Source organism: Microbulbifer sp. S227A (assembly GCF_049800935.1).
This window is the reverse complement of the sequence record NZ_JBNAFZ010000002.1, coordinates 94,385-117,082: the sequence shown is the minus strand read 5'-3', so window position 1 is coordinate 117,082 and position 22,698 is coordinate 94,385. Positions and strand designations below refer to the sequence as shown.

The 22,698-nt window shown below is 64.5% G+C and carries 24 protein-coding genes and 1 riboswitch; of the genes, 17 read left to right on the top strand and 7 right to left on the bottom strand.

What is annotated here, in order from left to right; all coding sequences use genetic code 11:
- Positions 1-20 precede the first annotated feature (20 nt).
- Positions 21-214: riboswitch (cobalamin riboswitch) on the bottom strand.
- Positions 215-486: 272 nt separating this feature from the next.
- The gene (locus ACP15R_RS05365; protein ID WP_424985359.1) at positions 487-738 is read left to right on the top strand and encodes a DUF6552 family protein; all 252 of its coding nucleotides are present in this window, start codon (positions 487-489) and stop codon (positions 736-738) included.
- 59 nt (positions 739-797) lie between these two features.
- On the opposite strand, the gene ACP15R_RS05360 is transcribed toward ACP15R_RS05365, so the two are convergent.
- A complete protein-coding gene (locus tag ACP15R_RS05360) occupies positions 798-1,718 on the bottom strand; it encodes a manganese-dependent inorganic pyrophosphatase (RefSeq protein WP_424985358.1) in 921 nt (306 codons plus the stop codon).
- 270 nt (positions 1,719-1,988) lie between these two features.
- Between ACP15R_RS05360 and ACP15R_RS05355 the strand changes: the two genes are divergently transcribed.
- From ACP15R_RS05355 to ACP15R_RS05330, 6 genes are all read left to right on the top strand, one after another.
- The gene (locus ACP15R_RS05355) at positions 1,989-2,666 is read left to right on the top strand and encodes a DUF2161 domain-containing phosphodiesterase (protein WP_424985357.1); all 678 of its coding nucleotides are present in this window, start codon (positions 1,989-1,991) and stop codon (positions 2,664-2,666) included.
- Positions 2,667-2,952: 286 nt separating this feature from the next.
- Positions 2,953-3,264, top strand: coding sequence for a co-chaperone GroES (locus tag ACP15R_RS05350; protein ID WP_424985356.1), 312 nt, complete (start codon positions 2,953-2,955; stop codon positions 3,262-3,264).
- Positions 3,265-3,311: 47 nt separating this feature from the next.
- A complete protein-coding gene (gene groL / locus ACP15R_RS05345) occupies positions 3,312-4,955 on the top strand; it encodes a chaperonin GroEL (protein WP_424985355.1) in 1,644 nt (547 codons plus the stop codon).
- 143 nt (positions 4,956-5,098) lie between these two features.
- A complete protein-coding gene (locus ACP15R_RS05340) occupies positions 5,099-5,965 on the top strand; it encodes a DMT family transporter (RefSeq protein ID WP_424985354.1) in 867 nt (288 codons plus the stop codon).
- Positions 5,949-6,734: an esterase/lipase family protein gene (locus ACP15R_RS05335; protein ID WP_424985353.1), complete on the top strand. Its 786-nt coding sequence runs from the start codon at positions 5,949-5,951 to the stop codon at positions 6,732-6,734. The genes ACP15R_RS05340 and ACP15R_RS05335 overlap by 17 nt, the downstream gene beginning before the upstream one ends.
- A gap of 4 nt (positions 6,735-6,738) precedes the next feature.
- Complete coding sequence (locus tag ACP15R_RS05330) at positions 6,739-7,932, top strand: alpha-D-ribose 1-methylphosphonate 5-triphosphate diphosphatase (RefSeq protein ID WP_424985352.1); 1,194 nt, start codon at positions 6,739-6,741, stop codon at positions 7,930-7,932.
- A 193-nt stretch (positions 7,933-8,125) separates the two neighbouring features.
- On the opposite strand, the gene ACP15R_RS05325 is transcribed toward ACP15R_RS05330, so the two are convergent.
- From ACP15R_RS05325 to ACP15R_RS05315, 3 genes are all read right to left on the bottom strand, one after another.
- Positions 8,126-9,208 carry a 5-(carboxyamino)imidazole ribonucleotide synthase gene (locus ACP15R_RS05325; protein ID WP_424985351.1) on the bottom strand — a complete coding sequence of 361 codons (1,083 nt, stop codon included), beginning with the start codon at positions 9,206-9,208 and terminating at the stop codon, positions 8,126-8,128.
- Between the two features lie 62 nt (positions 9,209-9,270).
- Positions 9,271-9,756 carry a 5-(carboxyamino)imidazole ribonucleotide mutase gene (gene purE / locus ACP15R_RS05320; RefSeq protein ID WP_424985350.1) on the bottom strand — a complete coding sequence of 162 codons (486 nt, stop codon included), beginning with the start codon at positions 9,754-9,756 and terminating at the stop codon, positions 9,271-9,273.
- Between the two features lie 77 nt (positions 9,757-9,833).
- Complete coding sequence (locus ACP15R_RS05315; protein WP_369954957.1) at positions 9,834-10,058, bottom strand: YdcH family protein; 225 nt, start codon at positions 10,056-10,058, stop codon at positions 9,834-9,836.
- A gap of 163 nt (positions 10,059-10,221) precedes the next feature.
- On the opposite strand from ACP15R_RS05315, the gene ACP15R_RS05310 reads away from it, so the two are divergent.
- The 9 genes from ACP15R_RS05310 (at position 10,222) to ACP15R_RS05270 (ending at position 19,695) form a co-directional block, all read left to right on the top strand.
- Positions 10,222-10,635 (top strand): Hsp20 family protein, encoded by a 414-nt coding sequence (locus ACP15R_RS05310; RefSeq protein ID WP_424985349.1) that lies wholly within the window; start codon positions 10,222-10,224, stop codon positions 10,633-10,635.
- Positions 10,636-10,638: 3 nt separating this feature from the next.
- Positions 10,639-10,863, top strand: coding sequence for a DUF1150 family protein (locus tag ACP15R_RS05305; protein ID WP_424985348.1), 225 nt, complete (start codon positions 10,639-10,641; stop codon positions 10,861-10,863).
- Positions 10,864-11,004: 141 nt separating this feature from the next.
- A complete protein-coding gene (locus ACP15R_RS05300; RefSeq protein WP_424985347.1) occupies positions 11,005-11,886 on the top strand; it encodes a PhzF family phenazine biosynthesis protein in 882 nt (293 codons plus the stop codon).
- Positions 11,879-12,748 (top strand): hypothetical protein, encoded by an 870-nt coding sequence (locus ACP15R_RS05295; RefSeq protein WP_424985346.1) that lies wholly within the window; start codon positions 11,879-11,881, stop codon positions 12,746-12,748. The genes ACP15R_RS05300 and ACP15R_RS05295 overlap by 8 nt, the downstream gene beginning before the upstream one ends.
- A gap of 69 nt (positions 12,749-12,817) precedes the next feature.
- Positions 12,818-13,597: a uracil-DNA glycosylase gene (locus ACP15R_RS05290; RefSeq protein WP_424985345.1), complete on the top strand. Its 780-nt coding sequence runs from the start codon at positions 12,818-12,820 to the stop codon at positions 13,595-13,597.
- Entirely contained in the window at positions 13,594-14,202 is a 609-nt protein-coding gene (locus ACP15R_RS05285) for a metallophosphoesterase family protein (RefSeq protein ID WP_424985344.1), read from the top strand. The genes ACP15R_RS05290 and ACP15R_RS05285 overlap by 4 nt, the downstream gene beginning before the upstream one ends.
- 3 nt (positions 14,203-14,205) lie before the next feature.
- Positions 14,206-14,748, top strand: coding sequence for a molybdenum cofactor biosynthesis protein B (gene moaB / locus ACP15R_RS05280; RefSeq protein WP_424985343.1), 543 nt, complete (start codon positions 14,206-14,208; stop codon positions 14,746-14,748).
- 102 nt (positions 14,749-14,850) lie between these two features.
- On the top strand, positions 14,851-16,296 hold the full coding sequence (locus ACP15R_RS05275) for an efflux RND transporter periplasmic adaptor subunit (RefSeq protein ID WP_424985342.1): 1,446 nt from the start codon (positions 14,851-14,853) through the stop codon (positions 16,294-16,296).
- A 6-nt stretch (positions 16,297-16,302) separates the two neighbouring features.
- Positions 16,303-19,695, top strand: a complete 3,393-nt coding sequence (locus tag ACP15R_RS05270; RefSeq protein ID WP_424985341.1) for an efflux RND transporter permease subunit — start codon at positions 16,303-16,305, stop codon at positions 19,693-19,695.
- Here the strand turns inward: ACP15R_RS05270 and ACP15R_RS05265 are convergent.
- Together ACP15R_RS05265 and ACP15R_RS05260 are read right to left on the bottom strand one after the other, a co-directional pair.
- Positions 19,671-20,093 carry an NUDIX hydrolase gene (locus ACP15R_RS05265; RefSeq protein ID WP_424985340.1) on the bottom strand — a complete coding sequence of 141 codons (423 nt, stop codon included), beginning with the start codon at positions 20,091-20,093 and terminating at the stop codon, positions 19,671-19,673. The two genes, ACP15R_RS05270 and ACP15R_RS05265, sit on opposite strands and share 25 nt — an antisense overlap.
- Positions 20,094-20,097: 4 nt before the next feature.
- Positions 20,098-20,913, bottom strand: coding sequence for a protein-disulfide reductase DsbD domain-containing protein (locus ACP15R_RS05260; RefSeq protein ID WP_424985339.1), 816 nt, complete (start codon positions 20,911-20,913; stop codon positions 20,098-20,100).
- Between the two features lie 154 nt (positions 20,914-21,067).
- Here ACP15R_RS05260 and ACP15R_RS05255 point away from each other — a divergent pair, with 154 nt between their 5' ends.
- Entirely contained in the window at positions 21,068-21,622 is a 555-nt protein-coding gene (locus tag ACP15R_RS05255; protein WP_424985338.1) for a YqgE/AlgH family protein, read from the top strand.
- A 71-nt stretch (positions 21,623-21,693) separates the two neighbouring features.
- Here the strand turns inward: ACP15R_RS05255 and ACP15R_RS05250 are convergent, their stop codons facing one another.
- Positions 21,694-22,647, bottom strand: a complete 954-nt coding sequence (locus tag ACP15R_RS05250) for an L-threonylcarbamoyladenylate synthase (protein WP_424985337.1) — start codon at positions 22,645-22,647, stop codon at positions 21,694-21,696.
- Between the last annotated feature and the right edge of the window lie 51 nt (positions 22,648-22,698).

The following is a 22,698-nucleotide window of genomic DNA, read 5'->3' as shown; positions in this document are numbered from 1 at the left end:
CCGAGGCACCCCGCCCGGTTAACGTCATATCGGCGCTGGCAGGTCTCCCGGCTTGCGGATGTCAGAAAGCCGGGGCTTTCTGGCGGTCTGCCCGCCTTCCCGACCCGAATGGCCAGTGGCTTGGGCGACCTCTCCGGTCACGGTCGCGGGGGCGGCTGCGTCTTGCATTCCCTTTTCATCTGCTTTCGCAGAAACCAACATGTCGCGGAATGACCAAGGGGCGGCGGGTTGTCAAGCGTTTGAAGGCGTATCCAGGCCTAGCGGCGGCGTGCCCGATGCGTGGTCGCGCGGTTGTTTCGCATGTCAGAACCCGGCGGGGCGGGGGAGTGACAGTAGAAAAACTGCTGCCAGGCGTGGATCGAACTGGCGAGATTGCGGCCGGCGTGACGGGTATAGACCGCATCAATGGGCCGTAACATCAACCTATCATATCAAGTGCGGCGAGAGACAGGGCGTTCTCTCGTCCGTCCAGCGAAAGAAAGAACCATGCAATCTGTTGTCACACCCGTCAGACCATCGCGCGAAACCGTGGTGTTTTTCGTCAAATGGGCCGCGTCGATCATCCAGATCCTCGGCTATACGGCGACCGGCTTTGGCTGGACTCCACTGAACCTGTACCTGTTCCTGGTCGGGGTGATCGGCTGGTTTGCCGTGGGCGCGTTGTGGAAGGACAAGGCGCTGATGCTGGTGCATCTGGTGGCGCTCGGCGCGATGCTGGCAGGGATGAGCAGCAGCTAGAGCGCGCGACACAAGGGTACGCGCCCCCGGTGCAATTACCGGGGGCGGCACTAACCGGATCAGACCTTGAGATTCGGAATGATCTGTTTCTTGCGGCTCACCACTCCGGGCAGGACAACGCTGTCGCCGGTTGCGGCGGCGTCAAAGCTCTTGGCGGCGACCGTCTTGACCAGGTCGTTGGGCACCAGCAGCGTCGATTCTTCGTTGAGAATATCGACAACAAACAGCAGAACCTGATCAACGCCATCTTCGGCGGCGACGGTTGTCATGGTCTCGATCAGGCTGGCCTTGCGGTCCAGAACGGTTGCCGGCGACGTGGTTTCCAGCACCGAAACGCGGAACTTGGTGCCGTCGACCTCGTATTCCTTGCTGTCCATGCGCAGCAATTCCGCATCGCTGAACGACGACACGTCGGATTTGGCGGCGAACATTTCGGCAGCATATTCCGGGATCGACAGGCCCAGATCGGCGGCCAGCGCCTCGGCCACGGCCTTGTCATGCGGTGTGGTGGTCGGGCTGCGGAATTCCAGCGTATCGGACAGGATGCAGGTCAGCGCGGTGGCCTTGGCCCAATCGGGCATCCTGGCGGCATCCTCGCCCATCAGGTCGTGCATGATGGTGGCGGTGCAGGCGAGCGGACGGATGGTGATGTCGATCGGGCCTTTGGTTTCCAGCCCGCCAACCAGCTTGTGATGGTCGATGATGCCCTGAATGTCGGCATTGTTGATATTCGCGGGCAACTCGGCGGGGTTGTTGGTGTCCACGATCACAACCGGCGCGTCGTCGGCCACGTCGGCGATGATTGCCGGTTTCGGCAGATCCCAGCGTTGCAGCAGAAAGGCAGCCTCGGTGTTGGGCTCTCCCAGCAGCACCGCCTCGGCGGGCGTGCCCTTGACCTCGTTCAGGTACCACGCCCAGAGAATGGGGGACCCTGTCGAGTCGGTGTCGGGGGATTTATGTCCAAAAACCTGAATGGTCATCTTGTGCGTCCTGTGCAGGGTATAATTTGCGCGCCTTATAGGAATGTCATCCCGGGTTGTCACCCGTTGTTGCGCGGGCTGCGACCCTTGGTCTGATCGGTCCGCGCAGCGGATGCGTTGACTTTCGTGCAGGCGATTGTGACGGTAGGCCCGCAATGCGCCGATCCGTCGATGATTTCCCATGTCCAGAGAGGGCCTCGTGTCCCGGCAACCGGCGCGCACCGGTGCCGGTCGGCGGCCCGTGGTTCCGTCGATGTGGGGCGCCCGGTCATGAGCGGTGATGCCTTTGCCCAGGAGCAGCAGCTTTATCCGCCGGTCAAGTCACTGCTCGAGCGTCAGGGATACGTGGTCAAGGGCGAGGTGGGCGCGGCGGACGTGGTCGCCCGCCGTGACGATGAACCGCCGGTCATTGTCGAGTTGAAGCTGCGTTTTTCGCTATCGCTGTTCCATCAGGCGGTTGAGCGGCTGAAACTCACCGACCTTGTCTATGTGGCCGTGGCGCGCCCGGCGGGACGTAGTGCGCGGCGGGCATTGAAGGACAACCTGGCGCTCTGCCGCCGGCTCGGGCTGGGCCTGATGACGGTGCGGCCCGACGGGCATGTCGAGGTTCATTGCGATCCCGGCCCCTACGCGCCGCGCAAGTCGAAGAAACGGGCGCAACGGCTGTTGCGCGAGTTCGGCAGGCTGCGCGGCGATCCGAATGCCGGGGGCGCAACCCGGCATGGTATCGTGACCGGCTATCGCCAGGACGCGCTGCGCTGTGCGGCATACCTTGCCGAACACGGTCCCAGCAAGGGGGCGGAGGTGGCGCGCGCCACCGGTGTCGGGGCGGCGACCCGGTTGATGGCCGACAACCACTATGGCTGGTTCGAGCGGCTGAGTCGCGGGGTCTATGCGCTGAGCGAAGCGGGGAGCGAGGGACTCAGGCATTGGGCGGAAAGCTGGTAGCCCGCAGTGCGTGGAAATTCCGCAATCTCGGCCAAACGGGTTGACCCGGTTGCCGCCCCCACACATGCCAACCGCGCCAAAGGGGCAATTATTGCTGGTGTTTCGCTACCTTGGCCGGGGGCGCGGTCGCGCGCTCAATTGACCGTGATTTTTTGTGAAACGACCTGTTGACAGGCTTGGCGGTGCCGCCTACCTATGTGCCGTTATCACTCCTGCGGGGTGAGTGATAATACCCTCTGAGGGTTGCGGAGGACCCCGAAACTTTGAGCGTTAAGGAGCTGCAAAGATGGCATTCAAACCACTTCATGACCGGGTGCTGGTGCGCCGCGTCGAAAGCGACGAGAAAACCGCTGGCGGGCTGATCATTCCCGACAGCGCCAAAGAAAAGCCCGCCGAAGGCATCGTTGTTGCCTGTGGCGAAGGCGCCCGCAAGGACAGCGGCGAACTGATCGCGATGGCTGTTGCGGAAGGTGACAAAATCCTCTTCGGCAAATGGTCCGGCACCGAAGTCACCGTCGACGGTGAAGAACTGCTGATCATGAAAGAGAGCGACATCCTGGGCATCATCGAAGCAAGCGCAACCGCAAAAGCGGCTTGATCGCCACGCTTCGCCTGATCCCAAGCCAGTAAACTAGGAGACAATCCATGTCTGCAAAAGACGTCAAATTCGACACCGACGCCCGCAATCGCATGCTCAAGGGTGTCAACATCCTTGCCGACGCGGTCAAGGTGACCCTGGGCCCCAAAGGCCGCAACGTGGTCATCGACAAATCCTTTGGCGCACCGCGCATCACCAAGGACGGTGTTTCGGTTGCCAAGGAAATCGAACTGGAAGACAAGTTCGAGAACATGGGCGCGCAGATGGTGAAAGAAGTCGCCAGCCGCACCAATGACGAAGCCGGCGACGGCACCACCACCGCGACGGTTCTGGCACAAGCCATCGTCAAGGAAGGCCTGAAATCGGTTGCCGCCGGCATGAACCCGATGGATCTCAAGCGCGGTATCGACCTCGCGACCGCCAAGGTGGTCGAGTCGATCAAAGCCGCCGCTCGTGAAGTCAACGACAGCGCCGAAGTCGCGCAGGTCGGCACCATCTCGGCCAACGGCGAAGCGGAAATCGGTCAGCAGATCGCGGACGCGATGCAGAAAGTCGGCAACGAGGGTGTCATCACCGTCGAGGAAAACAAAGGTCTGGAAACCGAGACCGATGTCGTCGAAGGCATGCAGTTCGACCGCGGCTACCTGAGCCCCTATTTTGTCACCAACGCCGACAAGATGACTGCGGAACTCGAAGACTGCATGATCCTGCTGCACGAGAAGAAACTGTCTTCGCTGCAGCCGATGGTTCCGCTGCTCGAGTCGGTCATCCAGTCGCAAAAGCCGCTGCTGATCATTGCCGAGGACGTTGAAGGCGAAGCGCTGGCAACCCTGGTTGTCAACAAGCTGCGCGGCGGCCTGAAAATTGCTGCTGTCAAGGCACCGGGCTTTGGCGATCGCCGTAAAGCGATGCTGCAGGACCTCGCAATTCTGACCGGTGGTCAGGTGATCAGCGAAGACCTTGGCATGAAGCTGGAAAACGTCACGGTCGACATGCTGGGTTCCGCCAAGAAAGTGTCCATCACCAAAGACGAAACCACTGTTGTTGACGGTGCCGGCGAGAAGGCCGAGATCGAAGCACGTGTTGCCCAGATCCGCAACCAGATCGAAGAAACCACCAGCGACTATGACCGTGAAAAGCTGCAAGAGCGCGTTGCCAAACTGGCAGGTGGTGTTGCCGTTATCCGCGTTGGCGGCATGACCGAAGTCGAAGTGAAAGAGCGCAAGGACCGCGTTGACGATGCCCTGAACGCGACCCGTGCGGCCGTTCAGGAAGGTATCGTTGTCGGCGGCGGCGTGGCTCTGGTGCAGGGCGGCAAGGTCCTGGAAGGTCTGGAAGGCGCAAACAACGACCAGAACATCGGTATCCGCATCGTTCGCAAAGCCCTGGAAGCACCGCTGCGCCAGATCGCCGAGAACGCCGGTGTCGACGGTTCGGTTGTTGCCGGCAAAATCCGCGAAAGCGACGATGTCAAGTTCGGCTTCAACGCGCAGACCGAAGAATATGGCGACATGTTCAGCTTTGGCGTCATCGACCCTGCCAAGGTTGTCCGCACCGCGCTGCAAGACGCAGCGTCGGTTGCTGGCCTGCTGATCACCACCGAAGCGATGGTCGCAGACCGTCCGCAGAAGGAAGGTGCAGCACCGGCCGGCGGCATGCCCGACATGGGCGGCATGGGCGGCATGATGTAAGCCAGCCCGTTCTTGTGAACGACTGCAAAGGGGGGCCATTTGGTCCCCCTTTTTCCTTTTCCACCCGGGAATGGGCTGCATCGGAACGGCCGCGCCAGCAAACGGGAGTGTTGTTCCGCGCGCGTTGCGGTTATGGGAGACTCATGCGCCTGTTTCTTCTCACCTCCGTGACCATGATCGCCTTTGCGGCGAATTCGATTCTCAATCGTCTCGCCGTTGACAGCGGCGCGATCGATCCGGCAAGCTTTGCGATCCTGCGCATCCTGTCCGGGGCGGGGGTGCTCAGCGCGCTGGTTCTGTTGCGCGGGCGGCGGGTGCCGATCTTCGCGCCGCGCCGGTTGATCGGGGCGGGATCCCTCACGCTCTACATGATCGGGTTTTCCTGGAGCTACCTGACGCTCGAGGCCGGCCTTGGCGCGCTGGTGTTGTTCGGCGTGGTGCAATTGTCGATCTTTGCCATCGCCTCGCTTGCCGGCACACCGCCGCTTTGGCGGCAACTGGCGGGGGCCGGTATCGCCTTTGCCGGTCTCGTCTGGGTGCTGTGGCCTTCCGGACCGGTCGTGGTTGACCAGCTGGGGTTGCTGCTGATGGTGCTGGCCGGGATCGGCTGGGCGGTCTACACGCTCGAAGGCCGCAGCGAAGCCGATGCGCTGGCCGGGACGGCGGCGAATTTCTGCGTGGCCTCGCCACTGGTTGCGGCGGGGGCGCTGGTGATCCCGGTGGCCACCACGATCACCGCGCCGGGCGTCGCGCTGGCGGTCCTCTCGGGTGCGGTCACTTCGGGCATGGGCTATGCCTTGTGGTACAGCCTCGTGCCGCGTTATGCGCCGTCGCTGGTTGCGATCATCCAGTTGGCGGTGCCGGTCATTGCCCTGGCCGCCGGCATCATGCTGCTTGATGAACAGGCGAGCCTGAGACTGGTGGCCGGGACGCTGCTGGTGCTTGGGGGTATCGCGCTCGCGGTCAGCAAATCGCGCGCCGCGCGGAGGCAACGTGCGGCCTCGTCGTGACATGATGCGGCTGGGGGCATTGCTGCTGGCGCTCTGGGCCGCGCCGCTCAGGGCGGAGTGCGTGGTGCTGCTGCATGGGCTGGCACGTACCGAAACGTCATTTGCCCTGATGGAAGACGTGCTCACCCGGCGTGGCTATGACGTGGTACGGCCGGGATATCCCTCGACCGATCTGCCGATCCCGATCTTGGCGCAGGGCACGGTCCCTGCCGCCATCGACCGATGTGGCGCGCAAACCGTGCATTTCGTGGCCCATTCCATGGGCGGTATCCTGATCCGCTATGCGTTTCAGCGGGGCAGGCCGGACAATCTCGGACGGGTTGTGATGCTGGGCCCGCCCAACCAGGGTAGCGAGCTGGTCGACGTGCTGGGCGATCTCGAGGTATTCGGCCTGCTCAACGGCCCGGCGGGGATGCAATTGGGAACCGGCCCCGACAGCCTGCCGCGACGGCTGCCCCCGGTGAATTTCCCGCTTGGGGTGATCGCCGGCACAAGCTCGTTGAACCCGGTGTTCTCGGCATTGATCGAAGGGCCGGACGATGGCAAGGTTTCGGTTCGCTCGACCGTGGTGGCGGGGATGGCAGATCACATGGTATTGCCGGTTACGCATACCTTCATGATGAACAATCCAAGGGTCATCGCCGAGGCGCTGCATTTCATCGAGCACGGGCGCTTTGATCCCGACATCTCATGGCTGGACGCGGTGTTCGGTGTGATCGACGACATTTGCCGGGGACGCCCCTGCGACGATGCGAGGCAGGAGAATTGAACCGATGACCGGACTGGCGCTGGACCTCACAGGGGCCGAGGTGTTGTTTCCCGACGGGCTGCGACGGGAACGGTTGTCCTTTGCCGACGGGGTGATCACATCCGACCCGACAGGGTACGAGGTGGACCTTGGTGGGTTCCTCGTCTTGCCGGGCATAATCGATCTGCATGGCGATGGGTTCGAACGACACCTCGCCCCGCGCAGAGGGGCCATGAAAGAGATGACCGAAGGGGTGGTCGCGGCGGAAGCAGAGCTGGCCGCCAATGGTATCACCACCGGGGTCATGGCGCAGTTCTACAGCTGGGAAGGCGGGCTTCGCGGGCCGGAATTTGCCGCCAGGGTTTTTGCGGCGATCCGCGATGTGCGCGGCGAAGTGGTCACCGACCTGATCCCGCAGCTGCGGTTCGAGATCAACCTGCTCGATCATTACGCGGGGCTGCCCAAGCAGATCGCGGAGTGGGATGTGCCGTATGTGGTCTTCAACGACCACCTGCCGCATGACCGGCTGGCAGCAGGCAAAAAACCGCCCCGCCTGACCGGGCAGGCGCTCAAGGCCGGACGCAATCCCGAACGCCACTGGGCGTTTCTGCGCGAGTTGCACGACCGCAGCCCCGAAGTGCCGGCGGCGCTGGACAGGTTGGTGCCGCAATTGGCCGCGGCGGGGCTCCGCATGGGCAGCCATGACGACCACACCGAGATCGACCGCGCGACATGGCGGTCCCGGGGCGTTGCGATTTCCGAGTTTCCCGAAACGGCTGAGGCCGCCGAAGCGGCGCGCGATGCTGCGGATTCGGTCATTCTGGGCGCCCCCAACGTTGTGCGCGGCGGCTCGCACAAGGGAAATGCCAGCGCGGTGGAGCTCATTACCATGGGGCTGGGCGATGCCTTGGCATCCGATTACCACTATCCCAGCCCGCGCCGCGCTGCGCTGATGTTGGTGCGCAGCGGAATATGCGACCTGGCGACTGCATGGAACCTGCTGTCCCAAGGTCCTGCGCGGATACTCGGCTTGAGCGACCGGGGGCGTATTGCGCCGGGCTTGCGGGCGGACCTCGTGATTCTCGACGCGGCGTCCCAACGGGTCGCCGCTACCATATCCGCCGGGAGGCTCAGCTACCTGCATGGCGATATTGCCAGCCGCCTGATCGGTCAAAGGCGCCCCTTCTCGGGCTCAACGAGCCCTCGTCAGGGCGCGTGAACGCCCTGCGGGCCTTCACATCCTCCTGTTGCCAAGCGTTTCGTGCTACGAACAAGTTTGCCGGCCGTTGCCTGAATGCGACGCCTTCACTTTTTCCTGCCTCAAATATCCCGGGGAGCGCGAGGGGCAGAGCCCCTCGCCCCTGGCGGCGCCGAAGGCGGCGCAATACCTTGTGTTGCCGGTGCCTGGTATCCTAGCCGTTTTGGACGATGCGGTTGAAATGCCCCATCTTGCGTCCCGGTTTGACCTCGGCCTTGCCGTAGAGATGCAGTGCGATCATCGGTTGCCGCGATAGATCCGGTACCTTTTCCATCTCGTCCCCGATCAGGTTTTCCATCACCACGTCGGCGTGACGCTGCCCGTCTCCCAATGGCCAGCCAACCACCGCGCGAATATGCTGTTCGAACTGATCCACGTTGCACCCATTTTGCGTCCAGTGGCCGGAGTTGTGCACCCGCGGGGCGATTTCGTTCACGATCAGCCCCTGCGCCGTTACGAACAGCTCGACACCCAGCACCCCGACATAGTCGAGCGCATTCAGGATATTGGCAGCCAGGAGCACTGCATCCGTCCGCTGCGCCGAGGACAGCCGTGCGGGCACTGTGGTGGTGTGCAGGACGCCGTCGCGATGGATATTTTCGCCGGGATCGAAACAGGCGACCTGGCCATCGATGCCGCGGGCGGCGATCACCGATACTTCGTGGCTGAAATCGACATAGCCTTCGAGCAGCGCGGGCGCGCCGGCCATCGCGGCATAGGCGGCCTCGGCGTCAGCCGCAGCCGCGAGCCGGGCCTGCCCCTTGCCGTCATATCCGAACCGCCGTGTCTTGAGGATCGCGGGTGTGCCGATTTCGTCGATGGCGCGGGACAATCCGTCAAGCGAGGCGATGTCGGCAAAGGGAGCGGTGCGCAGGCCCAGCCCTTGCAGAAAGGTTTTTTCGGTCAACCGGTCCTGGCTGATCCGCAAGGCCTCCCGTCCCGGGTGGATCGGCCTGTGCGCCTCAAGGATGTCGAGCGCTTCGGTCGGAATGTTCTCGAACTCATAGGTGATCACGTCGACAGACGCGGCAAAGGCGGCCAACGCGTCATGATCGTCGTAGGGCGCGGTGGTGACCCGATCCGCGACCTGTCCGGCGGGCGGGTTGGCACCGGGTTCGTAGATATGCGTCAGGAACCCGAGGCGGCTTGCGGCGACCGACAGCATTCGGCCCAGCTGTCCACCGCCAAGGATGCCGATGGTTGCGCCGATCGGCAGGGGAGCAGGAGTTTCTACCATGGTGACGAGGTCCTATTTCGATATGCGCGGGCCGGGGGCGTGTCCCAACCCGGGCAGTTGGGTCAGTCCACCGGCTGTTCCGGGATCGAAGCCGAGAGCGCTTGTCGCCACGCATCCAGCCGGGTGGCGAGCGCCGGATCCTGCAAGGCAAGAATGCCGGCGGCCATGAGCCCCGCATTGGCGGCCCCCGCCGCGCCGATCGCCATCGTTGCAACCGGAAAACCGCGGGGCATCTGCACGATGGAATAGAGCGAATCAACCCCCGACAGCGCCCGGGTCTGCACCGGTACACCGATCACCGGCACCCGTGTCTTGGACGCCATCATGCCCGGAAGATGCGCTGCGCCGCCGGCTCCGGCGATGATCACCCGCAACCCACGGGCGACTGCGCCCTTGCCATAGTCCCAGAGCCGGTCGGGGGTGCGATGCGCCGAAACGATGCGGGTTTCATGTGGAATGCCCAGTTCGTCGAGAATGTCAGCCGCCTCTTTCATGGTCGCCCAATCGGACTGGCTGCCCATGATGATGCCCACGTGAATGTCGGACATTGCCTACCCCTGCCTAGCAAAAAGAGCGCGCACTATAGCCGGATCACGGGGCGAGGCAATGCGCCCGGCACGGTATTTCAGGCGATGATGTCCGGAGTCAGCCGGTCTTCGATCAGCGCGATCATGTCCTTGAGCCGCAGTTTCTGCTTTTTCAGGCGTTTCAGTGTCAGCTGGTCCGCCGTGCCACGCTCGGTCAGGGCGGTGATCGCTTCGTCAAGATCGCGGTGTTCGCGGCGAAACACCTCGAGTTCGACGCGCAGCACGTCATCGGTCTTCATCGAGAGATCGGATTGAACGTTCATGTAGGCGATCCAGAATCAGGGCAGGATTGCTGCCCAGAGTACGCGGAGAAGATGTTTTCGCCTAGACCTTGTGAATCCGCGAGATTGGCCCCATGTATATCGGGCACGGTTGCCGGAACGGGACCGCGCGCAGCGTCGCTTTTCATGTCAAAGGACGAAGTACGTGTCAAAACTCACTCTGGCTTCCTACCCTCACCTGTTGGGGTTCGAGCAACTCGAACGCCTGCTTGAGCGCTCCTCCAAGACCGGGAACGAGGGGTATCCCCCCTTCAATATCGAACAGACGTCGGACCGGTCCTACCGGATCACGCTCGCCGTCGCGGGCTTTGCCGAAGGCGATCTTTCGATCACCGTCGAGGACCGCCAGCTTGTGATCCGCGGGCGGCAATCCGATGACAGCGAAGGGCGCATCTATCTGCACCGTGGCATCGCCGCACGCCAGTTTCAGCGCATGTTCGTGTTGGCGGACGGGGTCGAGGTCGGCGAGGCGATCATGGAAAACGGGCTGTTGCACGTGGACCTGACCCGCGCCGCACCGGAGACCGTGGTTCAGACAATCAGTATCAGGAAAGGGTAAGTTATGAATACGCCATATGAAATTGACCAATCCGACAACCGGATCGTCTATGTCAAGACCGTGGACGTGACCGACCTGCCGCAGGACGTGCGCGCAGAGGCCGGCGAGCTGGAACATCTCTACGCAGTGCACAGCGCCGACGGACAGCAGCTGGCATTGGTCTCTGACCGCAAGACGGCCTTCGTGCTGGCGCGCCAGCATGATTATTCCCCGGTTGCAGTACATTGACGCGCCGGGTCTGAACCCGACCCGCCCGACGCGGATAGGAACACTGGGTTTCAACGCGTTGGGCGACAGCCCCTGCGCCGCGTGAAGCGCGAAACGATGTAAGCCGGACGGCGGCCCACGCTGCCAGCAACGAGGGCCGCCATGGCAAGTTACGAATTCGATTGGGTGGATGCGTTCACCGATACCCCGTTCTGCGGCAATGGATGTGCGGTGGTGCACGGGGGTGCGGGGCTGAGCGATCAGACCTGCATGGCCTATGTGCGGGAAACCTCGCTGGTCGAATGTACCTTTACCGGCCCCTCCGAAGTTGCCGACATCCGGGTGCGCTATTTCCTGGCCAGCCGCGAGATTCCCTTTGCCGGCCACCCGACGATCGCGACCGTGGCGGCGATGCGCGCCCGCGGGATGGTCGATGGCGACCGGCTGCGGCTGGAAACCGGGGCCGGGGTGGTCGAGGTGGTTCTGGACGGCGACCTGATCGAGATGACCCAGGTGGCACCGACCTTTGGTGCCACGCCGGATGCCGCGCGCGTCGCCCATGCGGTGGGGTTGATGCCGGATGCCATCGTTGCGCAACCACAGATTGTTTCGACCGGGCTGCCGTTTTGCGTCACCGTCCTGCGCGACCATGGCGACCTGCGGGCCGCGCGGCTGAATGTCGAGGCGCTACGCGACATGGCGGTCGATTTGGGCTATGATGGCACGGATATGATGGAACCATTTCTTGTGACATTGACCGGTGCCACAAACGCCGGAGATACATTTTCCCGCCTGCTGCTGGCCCCGCCCAGCCCGCAGGAAGATCCGTTTACCGGGTCGGCGACCGGCGCAATGGCGGCCTATCTCTGGCATCACGGGTTGATGGACAAGGACAGTTTCGTCGCGCAGCAGGGGCACTGGATGGGTCGTCCCGGCCAGGCGCGGGTCACGCGGGTGGGCCCGCCTGACGCGATGACCGGGATCCGGGTTGCAGGGCAGGGGCACATCCTGATGCGCGGCGAGGTTGACATGCCGCATGGCTGAGGCACCGGCAATCGCTATCCTGCCCTATGGCAAGTCGCTGGGCGCGGCGCTGGCGGCGCGTCCGGTCACCGACCTGATCTGGCCACAGGGATGCCCCGCGCATTACGACGGGGCCCGCATCGGCGAGTTGCGGCGCGACGACCACCTGATCGTATTTCCCAGAACCAGCATGCATTTCCGGCGCAACTGGGGCACCCGGGCGCGGGTCACGCTGATGATGGGCGAGCCGTCCTTTATCCATGCCAAGCATATCCGCCTGCTGCGTCTGACCTATCGGCGTTTCTATCGGGTGCTGACCTTCAGCCAGACGCTGCTTGATAGCATTCCCAATGCGGTGATGTTTCCGCTGGGCGGCACATGGGTGCCCGACTGGCGCGAGCGCGACCTGACAAAATCCAGGGCCTGTTCGCTGATCGCGTCGGCGAAAAAGGACACGACCGGGCACAAGCTGCGCCACGCGATCGTGGATCACGCAAGGGTGCGCGGTCTGGATGTCGACGTGATGGGCGGTGGTTATGCCCCGTTCAAGGACAAGGCGGATGGCCTCGCGCCCTATAGATATTCTGTGGTGATCGAGAACATGCGCGAAAAGAACTATTTCTCGGAAAAGCTGCTGGATTCGGTGTTCTGCGGTGCCGTCCCGATCTATTGGGGCTGTCCGAACCTGCCCGATTTTCTCGACCCTGACGGTATCATTCAATGCACCAGCGAGGCCGAGATCCTCGCCGCGCTGGAGGGCATGTCCGAGGCGGATTACCAGGCGCGGTTGCCGCGGCTTGAGCGGCTCAGGACTCAGTTGGACCCCTATGCCGATATTCAGGCACGCGCCGTCTCTGCCCTGCGCGAGCAGATCGCCGCCTAGCAAGGAAATTTGCGCCCAGCGTGATGGCAAGGGTTTTCGCGCCCCGGTGGGCAGACTAGCTTGCCAATCATGGAATCGGCATTGGATCACCAGACGGCGCGGGCGCTGCTCGAATGGCAATTTGAACTCGGCGTGACCGATGCGCTCGGTGATGTGCCGGTTAACCGGTATGACTTGCCGGGTGCCGCCCCGTGGCAGCAGAAAAGAAACGCCGCCAAGCCGGCCGCCGCCGCAATGCCCATGGCTGCGCCCGAGGAGGACCCGGTTGCGGTCGCCGGCGCGGCGGCGAAACAGGCGGGCTCGCTTGAGGCATTGCGCGCGGCGCTGTCGGCATTCGAACATTGCGAGCTGAAAAAGGGCGCGCGCAACCTCGTGTTCTGCGACGGGGTTGCCGGGGCGCGGGTGATGATTATCGGCGAAGCCCCCGGACGCGACGAGGATCGCGAGGGGCGTCCCTTTGTCGGGCGTGCCGGGCAGTTGCTCGACCGGATGCTGGCGGCGGTGGACCTGAGCCGGGAAACTTCGGTCTATATCACCAATGTCCTGCCATGGCGTCCGCCGCAGAATCGCGACCCCAAGCCCGACGAGATCGCGATGATGCGTCCGTTCCTGCAACGGCACGTGGAACTGGCGGCGCCGGATTTGATCATCGCCATGGGCAATATCAGCTGTGACGCGGTGCTGGGGCGGCGTGGCATCACACGGTTGCGCGGCAATTGGGGCACGGCGTTTGGCAAGCCGGTGCTGCCGATGTTTCATCCGGCCTACCTGTTGCGCCAGCCGCTTGCCAAGCGCGAGGCTTGGGCGGATCTGCTGAGCCTACAGGCGCGATTGAAAGGGAATACATGAAAATTCTGGCTTTTTCCGACCTGCACGGGGCACGCAACCGCGCGGCCTCGATTGTCGAGGCCAGCGCGGCGGCCGACCTGGTGATCGGGGCCGGGGATTTCTGCAACATGCGCAAGGGGCTGAACGAGGCGATGGCGATGCTCGCGGGGATCGCCGCGCCGCTGGTGCTGGTGCCGGGCAATGCCGAGAGCCACGACGAACTGGCCGCCGCCGCTCCGGACGGGGCGGTTGTGCTGCACGGGCAGGGGGCCGAGGTCGCGGGGCTGCGCCTGTTCGGGCTGGGCTACGGGGTGCCGGAAACGCCGTTTGGCGAATGGTCCTGTGATCTGTCAGAGGCGCGGGCAGGGGATATGCTGGCGGATTGCGAGACGGCGGACATCCTGATCCTGCATTCCCCGCCCAAGGGCATTGCCGATCTCACCTCGACCGGTCAATCGGTCGGCTCAGACGCGATCCATGCGGCGATTGCGCGGATCCAGCCGCAGCTGGCGGTTTGCGGGCATATTCACGACAGTTGGGGCAGGCGCGGCAGCATCGGAACCAGCGAGGTGGTCAATCTCGGGCCCTTGCCCAACTGGTTTGACATCGACCCGCGCGAAAGGTGAAATATGTCACGTATCGACGAAAGCAAGGCGTTCATCCCGGTCCGTATCGCGGTCCTGACGGTGTCCGATAGCCGCAGCATGGCAGACGATCGCTCGGGGCAGGTTCTGGTGGATCGGCTGGACGGGGCGGGGCATGTGCTTGCCGATCGGGCGATCGTGCGGGATGAGCGCGACGCCATCGCGGCACAGTTGCGCAAATGGATCGCGGACAGCGAAATCGATGTGGTGATCAGCACCGGCGGCACCGGCCTGACCGGGCGGGATGTCACGGTCGAGGCGCATCGCGATGTCTATGAAAAAGAGATCGATGCCTTTGGCACGGTGTTCACCATGGTGTCGATGGCCAAGATCGGCACCAGCGCGGTGCAGTCGCGTGCCACGGGCGGCGTTGCGGGGGGCACCTACCTGTTCGCGCTGCCCGGCAGTCCGGGGGCTTGCAAGGATGCGTGGGACGAGATCCTGTCGTTGCAACTGGATTACCGGCATCGTCCCTGCAATTTCGTGGAAATAATGCCCAGATTGGACGAACATCAGCGACGGAAATAGCGCCGCGCTGCGTAACACCCTTGTGGTTTGGGTTTTGCCGGGGCCGCGCTAGGATAGGTTTGGCCGCAGACGCGGCCCTGGGGATGTGTGCGGATGCGGTTTTTGCGACAAAGTCTGGTTGGCCTGTTTCTGGCGTCGCTCATGATGGCGCTGTTGATTTATGCGGTCACCACGGTAATGTCTGCGGTCCAGTCACGAATGAACAGCGACAAGACGCCGCCACAGGCGCGCGAGCGGGTGTTCGCGGTGAATGTTGTTACCGCCAGAACCGAAACCATTGCCCCGGTTTTGCAGGCGTTCGGACAGGTCGAAAGCCGTCGCCTGCTGGAATTGCGGACAGCGGCGGCGGGGCGGATTGTCTCGCTGGCCGAGAGTTTCGAGGAAGGCGGCGAGGTGCATGCCGGTGATGTGCTGGTCGAGATCGACCCCGCCAACGCGCAGGCGGCGCTGGACCGCTTGCTGAGCGACCGGTTGGATGCCGAAGCCGAGCAGCGGGACGCAGAGCGGGTGCTGGTGCTGGCGCGCGATGAGCTGGCCGCGGCCGCAGATCAGGCGACATTGCGCGAACGGGCCTTTGAGCGGCAGAAGAACTTGCAGGACCGCGGGGTGGGCACCGCCGCCACGGTCGAGACCGCGGAACTGGCCGCCGCCTCGGCGCGCCAGGCCGTGTTGTCCCGCCGCCAGGCCGTGGCCCAGGCCGAGGCGCGGGTGGATCAGGCGGCCACCTCGCTGGCGCGGGTGCGGATCGCGGTTGCCACCGCCGAGCGTGACTTGGCCGAAACCACGATGCGGGCACCGTTCGAAGGCACGCTGAGCGAGGTCAGCCTTGTCGAGGGGCGGCTGGTCTCGGCAAATGAAAAGCTGGCGATGCTGGTGGACCCACACGCGCTGGAAGTGGCGTTCCGGGTCTCGACGGCGCAATATTCACGGCTGCTGGACGGGCGCGGCGATTTGCTGGCCGCCGATGTGACCGCAACGCTGGATGTGACCGGGGCCGAATTGACGGCGCGGGGCCGGATCAGCCGCGACAGCGCCATTGCCGGCGAAGGCCAGTCCGGCCGGATGATCTTTGCCCGGCTCGACACCGCACCGGGGTTCAAGCCTGGCGATTTTGTCACCGTCACCGTTCAGGAACCTGCGATTGACATGGTGACGCGATTGCCGGCCTCGTCGCTGGACGCGGCGCAGACGGTGCTGGTGCTGGGGGCGGGGGACCGGCTGGAAACCATCGGCGTCGAACTGGTGCGGCGGCAGGGCGATGATGTGCTGGTCCGCGCGCCGGCGCTGGCGGGGCGCGAGGTCGTCGTGGGGCGCACCCCGTTGCTGGGTGCCGGGATCCGCGTGCGCCCCCTGCGTGACGAGGCGCGCGCCGAACCGGAACAGGCCATGCTCGAACTGAGCGAGGATCACCGCGCGCGGCTGGTCGCGGTGGTGCAGGCCAATGACCGGATGCCCGCCGAGGCCAAGGCCCGGGTTCTGGCCCAGCTGTCCGAGGCACGGGTGCCGTCCCGTCTTGTCGAGCGGATCGAATCCCGCAACGGCGGGTAATCGGGGATGGCGCGCGACATTCCAAGGGCCGCTGGCGGCGTTCTGTCCTACTTTACCCGGCATCGCACGGTTGCGAACCTGTTGTTGCTGGTCATGCTGGTTCTGGGCGCGGCGGCGATCCCGAACATGCGGGCACAGTTCTTTCCCGATGTGATCGTCGACGAGGTGACGGTGCGCGTCGAATGGGAGGGCGCGGGCCCCGAGGACGTGGACGGCGCAATCGTGCAGGTGCTCGAACCGACGTTGTTGGCGGTGGATGGCGTCGAAAGCTCGTCCTCGACCTCGCGCGAGGGCATTGCAACCATCGTGCTCGAATTCGAACCGGGCTGGGACATGGCGCGGGCGGCGGATGACACCCAGGCGGCGGTGGACGCGGTGACCACCCTGCCGGACGAGGCAGAAGAGCCCACTGTGCGGCGTGGCGCGTGGCGGGACCGGGTGACCGACGTGGTGATCACCGGCCCCATCGGTGCCGGGCAACTGGCGTTGTTTGCCGATGAATTCGTCAATCGCCTGTTCGCGGTGGGCGTGACACGGACGACAATCCGCGGCGTTGCCGCACCGCAGACCCTGATCGAGGTGCCGTCGGTCAAGCTGATCCGCAATGATATCAGCATGGCGGAGATCGCCGAGGCCATCGCGGCCGAAGTCGAAACCAGCCCGGCGGGTGACGTGACCGGCGCCAATGCACGGGTGCGCACCGGCACCCAGAAACGCGCGCCCGATGACATTGCCGGGATCGTTCTGCGGTCAAATGACGATGGGTCCAAGCTGACGGTGGGCGATGTCGCCACGATCCGGGTCGAGGGCGTGGACCGCAACCGCAGCTATTTCGTCGGTGACAACCCCGCCATGTCGATCCGCGTGGATCGCTCGGACCAGGGCGACGCCATCGGCATCCAGCGACAGGTCGAAGTTGTCGCCGCCGACATGCTGCTCAGCCTGCCGGCCGGGGTTACCATCGACCTGATCCGCACCCGTGCCGAAGCGATCAGCGGTCGGCTGAACATCCTCGTGGATAACGGCATCATGGGGCTTGGCCTCGTGGTGGCGCTGTTGTTCCTGTTTCTCAACGCGCGCACGGCATTCTGGGTCGCAGCCGGGATACCGGTGGCGATGTTTGCCGCGATTGCACTGATGTATGTGGGGGGGCTGACCATCAACATGGTCAGCCTCTTTGGCCTGATCATCACGCTGGGGATCGTGGTGGATGATGCCATCGTGGTCGGTGAACACGCGGATTTCAGGGCCCGGCGGCTGGGCGAGCATCCGGTTGCCGCCGCCGAGAATGCCGCGCGGCGCATGGCAATGCCGGTCTTTGCCGCAACGCTGACAACGGTGATCGCGTTTTTCGGGCTGACCGCAGTGGGGGGGCGCTTTGGCGACCTGATCCGGGATATCCCCTTTACCGTGATCGCGGTGCTGATCGCGTCGCTGGTCGAATGTTTCCTGATCCTGCCCAATCACATGTCACACGCCATTGCCCATTCCGCGAAAGAGCATTGGTATGACTGGCCCAACCGGGCGGTCAATCGCGGGTTCCGCTGGGTGCGCGACCGGCTGTTCGCGCCCTTCATGGGCTGGGTCATCAGGGCGCGCTACGTGGTGCTGGCGGCGGCGGTGGCGGTGCTGGCCAGCCAGGTCGCGGTGTTCATCCGGGGCGATGTGCAGTGGCGGTTCTTCAACGCGCCCGAACGCGGTTCCGTGACCGGAAACTTCGCGATGGTCGAAGGCGCGGTGCGCGCCGATACCCTTGCCATGATGCGCGAAATGCAGCGGGCGACCGAGGAACTGGGCAGGGACTATGAGGACCGATACGGCACCAACCCGCTGCTCTACGTGATGGCGGAAACCGGTGGCAATTCGGGCCGCAACCTGCCCGGCGCGGAGACCAAGGACAGCGACCTGCTGGGCGGTATCGCCATCGAATTGATTGATGCGGACCTGCGCCCCTATTCGAGTTTTGCCTTTGTCGGCGAGCTTCAGGACCGCGTGCGCCGTCATCCCCTGGCCGAGATCGTGTCGTTCCGGGGCTGGCGCTCGGGGCCGGGTGGCGATGCGCTGGACGTGCAGTTTCATGGCGCGGATGTGCAGACGCTCAAGGCCGCCAGCCAGGATTTGCAGGCGGCCTTGCTGCGCTATCCCGAAGTGTCGGCGGTCGAGGACAATCTGGCCTATGACAAGGAAGAGCTGATCCTTGATCTGACACCCCGCGGGCAGGCCCTTGGCTTTACCATCGACACGCTCGGACGGGCCTTGCGGTCGCGGCTGAACGGGATCGAGGCCGCGACCTATCCCGACGGTCCGCGCAGCGCGACGATCCGGGTGGAACTCCCCCAAGGGGAACTGAGTGCCGATTTCCTTGAACGCACCTATATGCGCACGCCCGGTGGGGTCTATGTGCCACTGTCGGATGTCGTCAGCGTTGCGCAGCGCACCGGCTTTTCCACGGTGCGGCGCGAGAACGGCATCCGGCTGATCTCGGTCACCGGCGACATCGCCGAGGATGACCCGGCCCGTGCGGTGGAAATCCAGACCGCGCTGGAAACCGAAATCCTGCCGAGAATTGCCAGTGAACGGCAGGTGGACTGGCGCCTTTCCGGGCTGAGCGAACAGGAAAGCGATTTCCTCACCGATGCGCGCAACGGGCTGATCCTGTGCCTCACGGGGATTTACCTGGTGCTGGCCTGGGTCTTTGCAAGCTGGACGCGCCCGCTGGTGGTGATGGCGATCATTCCCTTCGGGCTGGTCGGGACGATCTGGGGGCATCACCATTGGGACGTGCCGCTCAGCATGTTCACCGTTGTCGGGCTGTTGGGGATGACCGGGATCATCATCAACGATTCCATCGTTCTGGTCACCACGATCGACCAATACGCCCGTGAACGCGGCCTGATGCAATCGATCATCGAAGGTGCGACCGACCGGTTGCGCCCGGTGATGCTGACCACGCTGACCACGGTTCTCGGGTTGGCACCGCTGCTGTTCGAGCAAAGCCAGCAGGCGCAATTCCTCAAACCCACGGTGATCACGCTGGTCTACGGGCTGGCCTTTGGCATGGTGCTGGTGCTGCTCGTGGTGCCGGCCCTGGTGGCGGCGCAACAGGATATCGCCCGGCCATTGGCCGCATTGCGCCGCGCCCTGCGCAGCCCGGCAACTACCGTGCGCGGGGTCATCTGGACGACGGGCATGTTTCTGGCTGCATGGATGGGGGCCACGCTGGGGCTGACCGCGCTTACCGGCGCATTGCCCGCACCGCTGACCGGCCTCGTGCCTATGCTGCAAGACATGGCACCGATGCGCGCGGCCCTGCTGGCCTTTGTGCCCGGCGCGTTGCTGATCGTGATACTGGCGTGGCTGGGCGCGGTGCTGGCCTACCGTCGCAGGGCGATGGCCTGATCCATCACCTCGGCGACACGTTCGCTCATCGGGATGTCACCGCTGCGGACCCGCTCAAACGGAAACCACGCCGCCTCCGCGACATCATCCGCCGGGATCGGCGATCCGCCGACATAATCGCAGCGTACCGCGGCCAGCAGGTAATGGAGCGACGGGCCGCCCTCGGCATCGCGCCCGATCACGTCGATATTGGTGACATAGTCGACGGGGGTGGCAACGATCCCGGTTTCCTCTTTCAACTCGCGTGCAGCGGCGGCGAGCGCGGTTTCGCCAAACTCCACATGGCCACCCGGATAGCCCCACAGCCCGGCATCGGGCGGGTTCCTGCGCCGCGCCAACAGCACGTGACCTTCGGAAATCACCACTGCGATCGCGCCAAGCTTGGGCCGTTGGGACATCACGTTACCCGGGGGTGCAGCCGCGGATATCCACCGCGTGCCGCTGTCCCAGCACCGTGATGCGCACCGCCGAGCGATCCACCGCCAGCGGACCGCCCGTCACCGGGACCAGCTCGCTCGTGGCCACCAGCGTGCCGCCATCGCGCCGGGTCTCGGTCTGCGACGCCCAGATGCGCGGGCTTCCCGGTTCGATCACGGCAATCTCGGGTCCCCCGGCCGACGGCATGGCGATGCGCGCCTCGATCCGCATCCCGCCCTCGACCGGCGCCAGGCGGCAGCTGGCCGACGTCACCCCGGCCTCCTTGCGGGTGAACGGGCGCTGTGCAAGCGCCGCGACGATCGCCGGGTTGCGATCGGCCCCGGCATCCAGCTCATGATCCACCGCAAGCGTGCCGGGTACGCAGATATCCTTGCAGATCCCCACCTCGACCTTGCCTCGCAACCGCACGGGACGCTGCGGGTCGGCCGGCGTGATCTCGACCGGCAAAACCAGCTGCCGGTCATAACCGATGCTCTGCATGCCGTTCTGGTCAAACACGCGCGGCGTTGGCCAGGTGATCCGGAGCGCCCCAAGGTTCTGGGACCTGCCCCAATCGAATTGCGGTGGAATGCCCGCATCCCCGGGGGCGCGCCAATAGGTCTTCCACCCATCCGACAGGGTCAGGCGCAGCGCCGTGATATAGGTGCCGCGCTTGGTCAGCCCGCCATCCAGGACGTCTGCCCGCACCAGGTCATCCACCCTGACCTGCGCGGACAGCGGCATCGCCGCCAGGGTCAGCGTGGCGGCCAGCGCCAACAAGGAGGGAACAGGTGATCTCATGGCCTCTACATGCGCGCTCACCGCCGAAATGCCAAGTCACGTTCCGGTCAATTCCATGACAAGCCGGCAATTCGGCCAACTGACTCTTGCACCGCGCGGGGGCTGGGGCCATGTTGAATGCATGGGCATTGCTGATACGACATCTGGACATCAAATGGACCTGACCGGAAAACTGCTGATCGCGATGCCGGGCATGGGGGACATGCGGTTCGAACATGCGGTGATCTTCCTTTGCAGCCACGGTGCCGAGGGGGCCATGGGCCTGATCGTGAACAAACCGGCCCAGGACGTGCGGCTGTCGCACCTGCTCGAACAGCTCGACATCGCGCCCGAACAACCGGCGCGCGACATGTCGGTCTATTTCGGCGGCCCGGTCGAGGGTGCGCGCGGCTTCGTGCTGCACTCGCCGGATTACCGCTCCAACCTGCAATCCCTGTCGATTTCCGATGAATTCAGCATGACCGCAACGCTCGACATCCTCGAAGATATCGCCACCGGCCAGGGCCCGGAACGTGGTCTGATGCTGCTTGGCTATGCCGGCTGGGGGCCCGGCCAGCTCGAAGGCGAGATCTCGATGAATGGCTGGCTCACTGCCGATGCCGACGCGAAACTGGTCTTTGACATGGCCGACGAGGAAAAATGGGGCGCGGCCCTGCACTCGCTCGGCGTCGATCCCCTCAGCCTCTCGGCAAGTGCCGGGCACGCCTGATCTTCATCTTTGTGCAAATACTCCGGGGAGTTTGAGGGGCAGCGCCCCTCATCCCATGACCGTATCAGCCCCTAGGTATCGCGGGGTGCCGCCGCCCGTTTCAGCCGGTCGTTGATCGCCGCGCCCAACCCGTGACCGGGGATCCGTGCCACCGCGATGGGGCGCCCGATCTGGTCCAGGCGGTGCAGGTGATCAAAGAGATTGGCCGCCGCCTCGGCCAGGTCTCCGCCCGGTGACAGGTTCAGCTCACCCTCCACATTGCCGAACCCCAGCAACAGTTCGCCCCTGCGCGACTCCTCTGCATTCAGCCGCATCGCCGCCCTGGGCGCATAATGCGACAAGAGCTGTCCCGGCGCCACGAGCGCATCCGTGGTTGCATGTTGCTGCAAGGGCCGACCGATCACCGCTTCGATCGGTTCCGCCGCCAGGCCACCGGGGCGCAACAGGCGCAGGGTCTTGTCGATCAGCCCGACAATCGTGGATTCCAGCCCCACCGCGCAAGCGCCGTCATCGATCAGCGCGGCGATGTCCCCGTCCAGCCCGGCCAGGACATGGGCGGCGGTGGTCGGGCTGATTCGTCCCGAGGGGTTCGCCGAGGGGGCGGCGAGCGGGCCGCCAAAAGCCCGCAGCAGCGCCTGCGCCGTCGGATGCGCCGGAACGCGCACCGCCAATGTCTCAAGACCGGCAGTGACCAGCGAGGCAATGCCGTGACCCTCGCGCAGCGGCAGAACCAGGGTCAGGGGACCGGGCCAGAAGGCCCGGGCCAGCTTGTCGGCCATCGGCGTCCAGATGACCAGCTCCCGCGCCGTTTCGACATCCGGAACATGCGCTATCAACGGGTTGAATGCCGGTCGCCCCTTGGCTGCATAAACCCGCGCCACCGCCGGCCCCGAACGCGCATCCGCGCCCAGCCCGTAAACCGTCTCGGTCGGGAACGCGACGGGTTCGCCGCGGCGCAGCAGCCCGGCGGCCCGGGCCATGTCGCCGGGCGAGGGGGACAGTATCAGGGTGGATTCTTCGGACATATCCGTGACGCGGCGTTTCGGTTGCGCAGGCGGGCGCGCTGGTTTGCAATG

What these genes read in the sequence shown, in the direction of transcription:
- ACP15R_RS05255 (WP_424985338.1), top strand. Translation starts at nt 21,068, where the DNA reads ATGGACCTGACCGGAAAACTGCTGATCGCGATGCCGGGCATGGGGGAC.
- ACP15R_RS05270 (WP_424985341.1), top strand. Translation starts at nt 16,303, where the DNA reads ATGGCGCGCGACATTCCAAGGGCCGCTGGCGGCGTTCTGTCCTACTTT.
- groL (WP_424985355.1), top strand. Translation starts at nt 3,312, where the DNA reads ATGTCTGCAAAAGACGTCAAATTCGACACCGACGCCCGCAATCGCATG.
- ACP15R_RS05285 (WP_424985344.1), top strand. Translation starts at nt 13,594, where the DNA reads ATGAAAATTCTGGCTTTTTCCGACCTGCACGGGGCACGCAACCGCGCG.
- ACP15R_RS05365 (WP_424985359.1), top strand. Translation starts at nt 487, where the DNA reads ATGCAATCTGTTGTCACACCCGTCAGACCATCGCGCGAAACCGTGGTG.
- ACP15R_RS05265 (WP_424985340.1), bottom strand. Translation starts at nt 20,093, where the DNA reads ATGTCCCAACGGCCCAAGCTTGGCGCGATCGCAGTGGTGATTTCCGAA.
- ACP15R_RS05355 (WP_424985357.1), top strand. Translation starts at nt 1,989, where the DNA reads ATGAGCGGTGATGCCTTTGCCCAGGAGCAGCAGCTTTATCCGCCGGTC.
- ACP15R_RS05360 (WP_424985358.1), bottom strand. Translation starts at nt 1,718, where the DNA reads ATGACCATTCAGGTTTTTGGACATAAATCCCCCGACACCGACTCGACA.
- ACP15R_RS05300 (WP_424985347.1), top strand. Translation starts at nt 11,005, where the DNA reads ATGGCAAGTTACGAATTCGATTGGGTGGATGCGTTCACCGATACCCCG.
- ACP15R_RS05330 (WP_424985352.1), top strand. Translation starts at nt 6,739, where the DNA reads ATGACCGGACTGGCGCTGGACCTCACAGGGGCCGAGGTGTTGTTTCCC.
- ACP15R_RS05340 (WP_424985354.1), top strand. Translation starts at nt 5,099, where the DNA reads ATGCGCCTGTTTCTTCTCACCTCCGTGACCATGATCGCCTTTGCGGCG.
- purE (WP_424985350.1), bottom strand. Translation starts at nt 9,756, where the DNA reads ATGTCCGACATTCACGTGGGCATCATCATGGGCAGCCAGTCCGATTGG.
- ACP15R_RS05315 (WP_369954957.1), bottom strand. Translation starts at nt 10,058, where the DNA reads ATGAACGTTCAATCCGATCTCTCGATGAAGACCGATGACGTGCTGCGC.
- ACP15R_RS05250 (WP_424985337.1), bottom strand. Translation starts at nt 22,647, where the DNA reads ATGTCCGAAGAATCCACCCTGATACTGTCCCCCTCGCCCGGCGACATG.
- ACP15R_RS05260 (WP_424985339.1), bottom strand. Translation starts at nt 20,913, where the DNA reads ATGAGATCACCTGTTCCCTCCTTGTTGGCGCTGGCCGCCACGCTGACC.
- ACP15R_RS05350 (WP_424985356.1), top strand. Translation starts at nt 2,953, where the DNA reads ATGGCATTCAAACCACTTCATGACCGGGTGCTGGTGCGCCGCGTCGAA.
- ACP15R_RS05325 (WP_424985351.1), bottom strand. Translation starts at nt 9,208, where the DNA reads ATGGTAGAAACTCCTGCTCCCCTGCCGATCGGCGCAACCATCGGCATC.
- ACP15R_RS05295 (WP_424985346.1), top strand. Translation starts at nt 11,879, where the DNA reads ATGGCTGAGGCACCGGCAATCGCTATCCTGCCCTATGGCAAGTCGCTG.
- ACP15R_RS05290 (WP_424985345.1), top strand. Translation starts at nt 12,818, where the DNA reads ATGGAATCGGCATTGGATCACCAGACGGCGCGGGCGCTGCTCGAATGG.
- moaB (WP_424985343.1), top strand. Translation starts at nt 14,206, where the DNA reads ATGTCACGTATCGACGAAAGCAAGGCGTTCATCCCGGTCCGTATCGCG.
- ACP15R_RS05305 (WP_424985348.1), top strand. Translation starts at nt 10,639, where the DNA reads ATGAATACGCCATATGAAATTGACCAATCCGACAACCGGATCGTCTAT.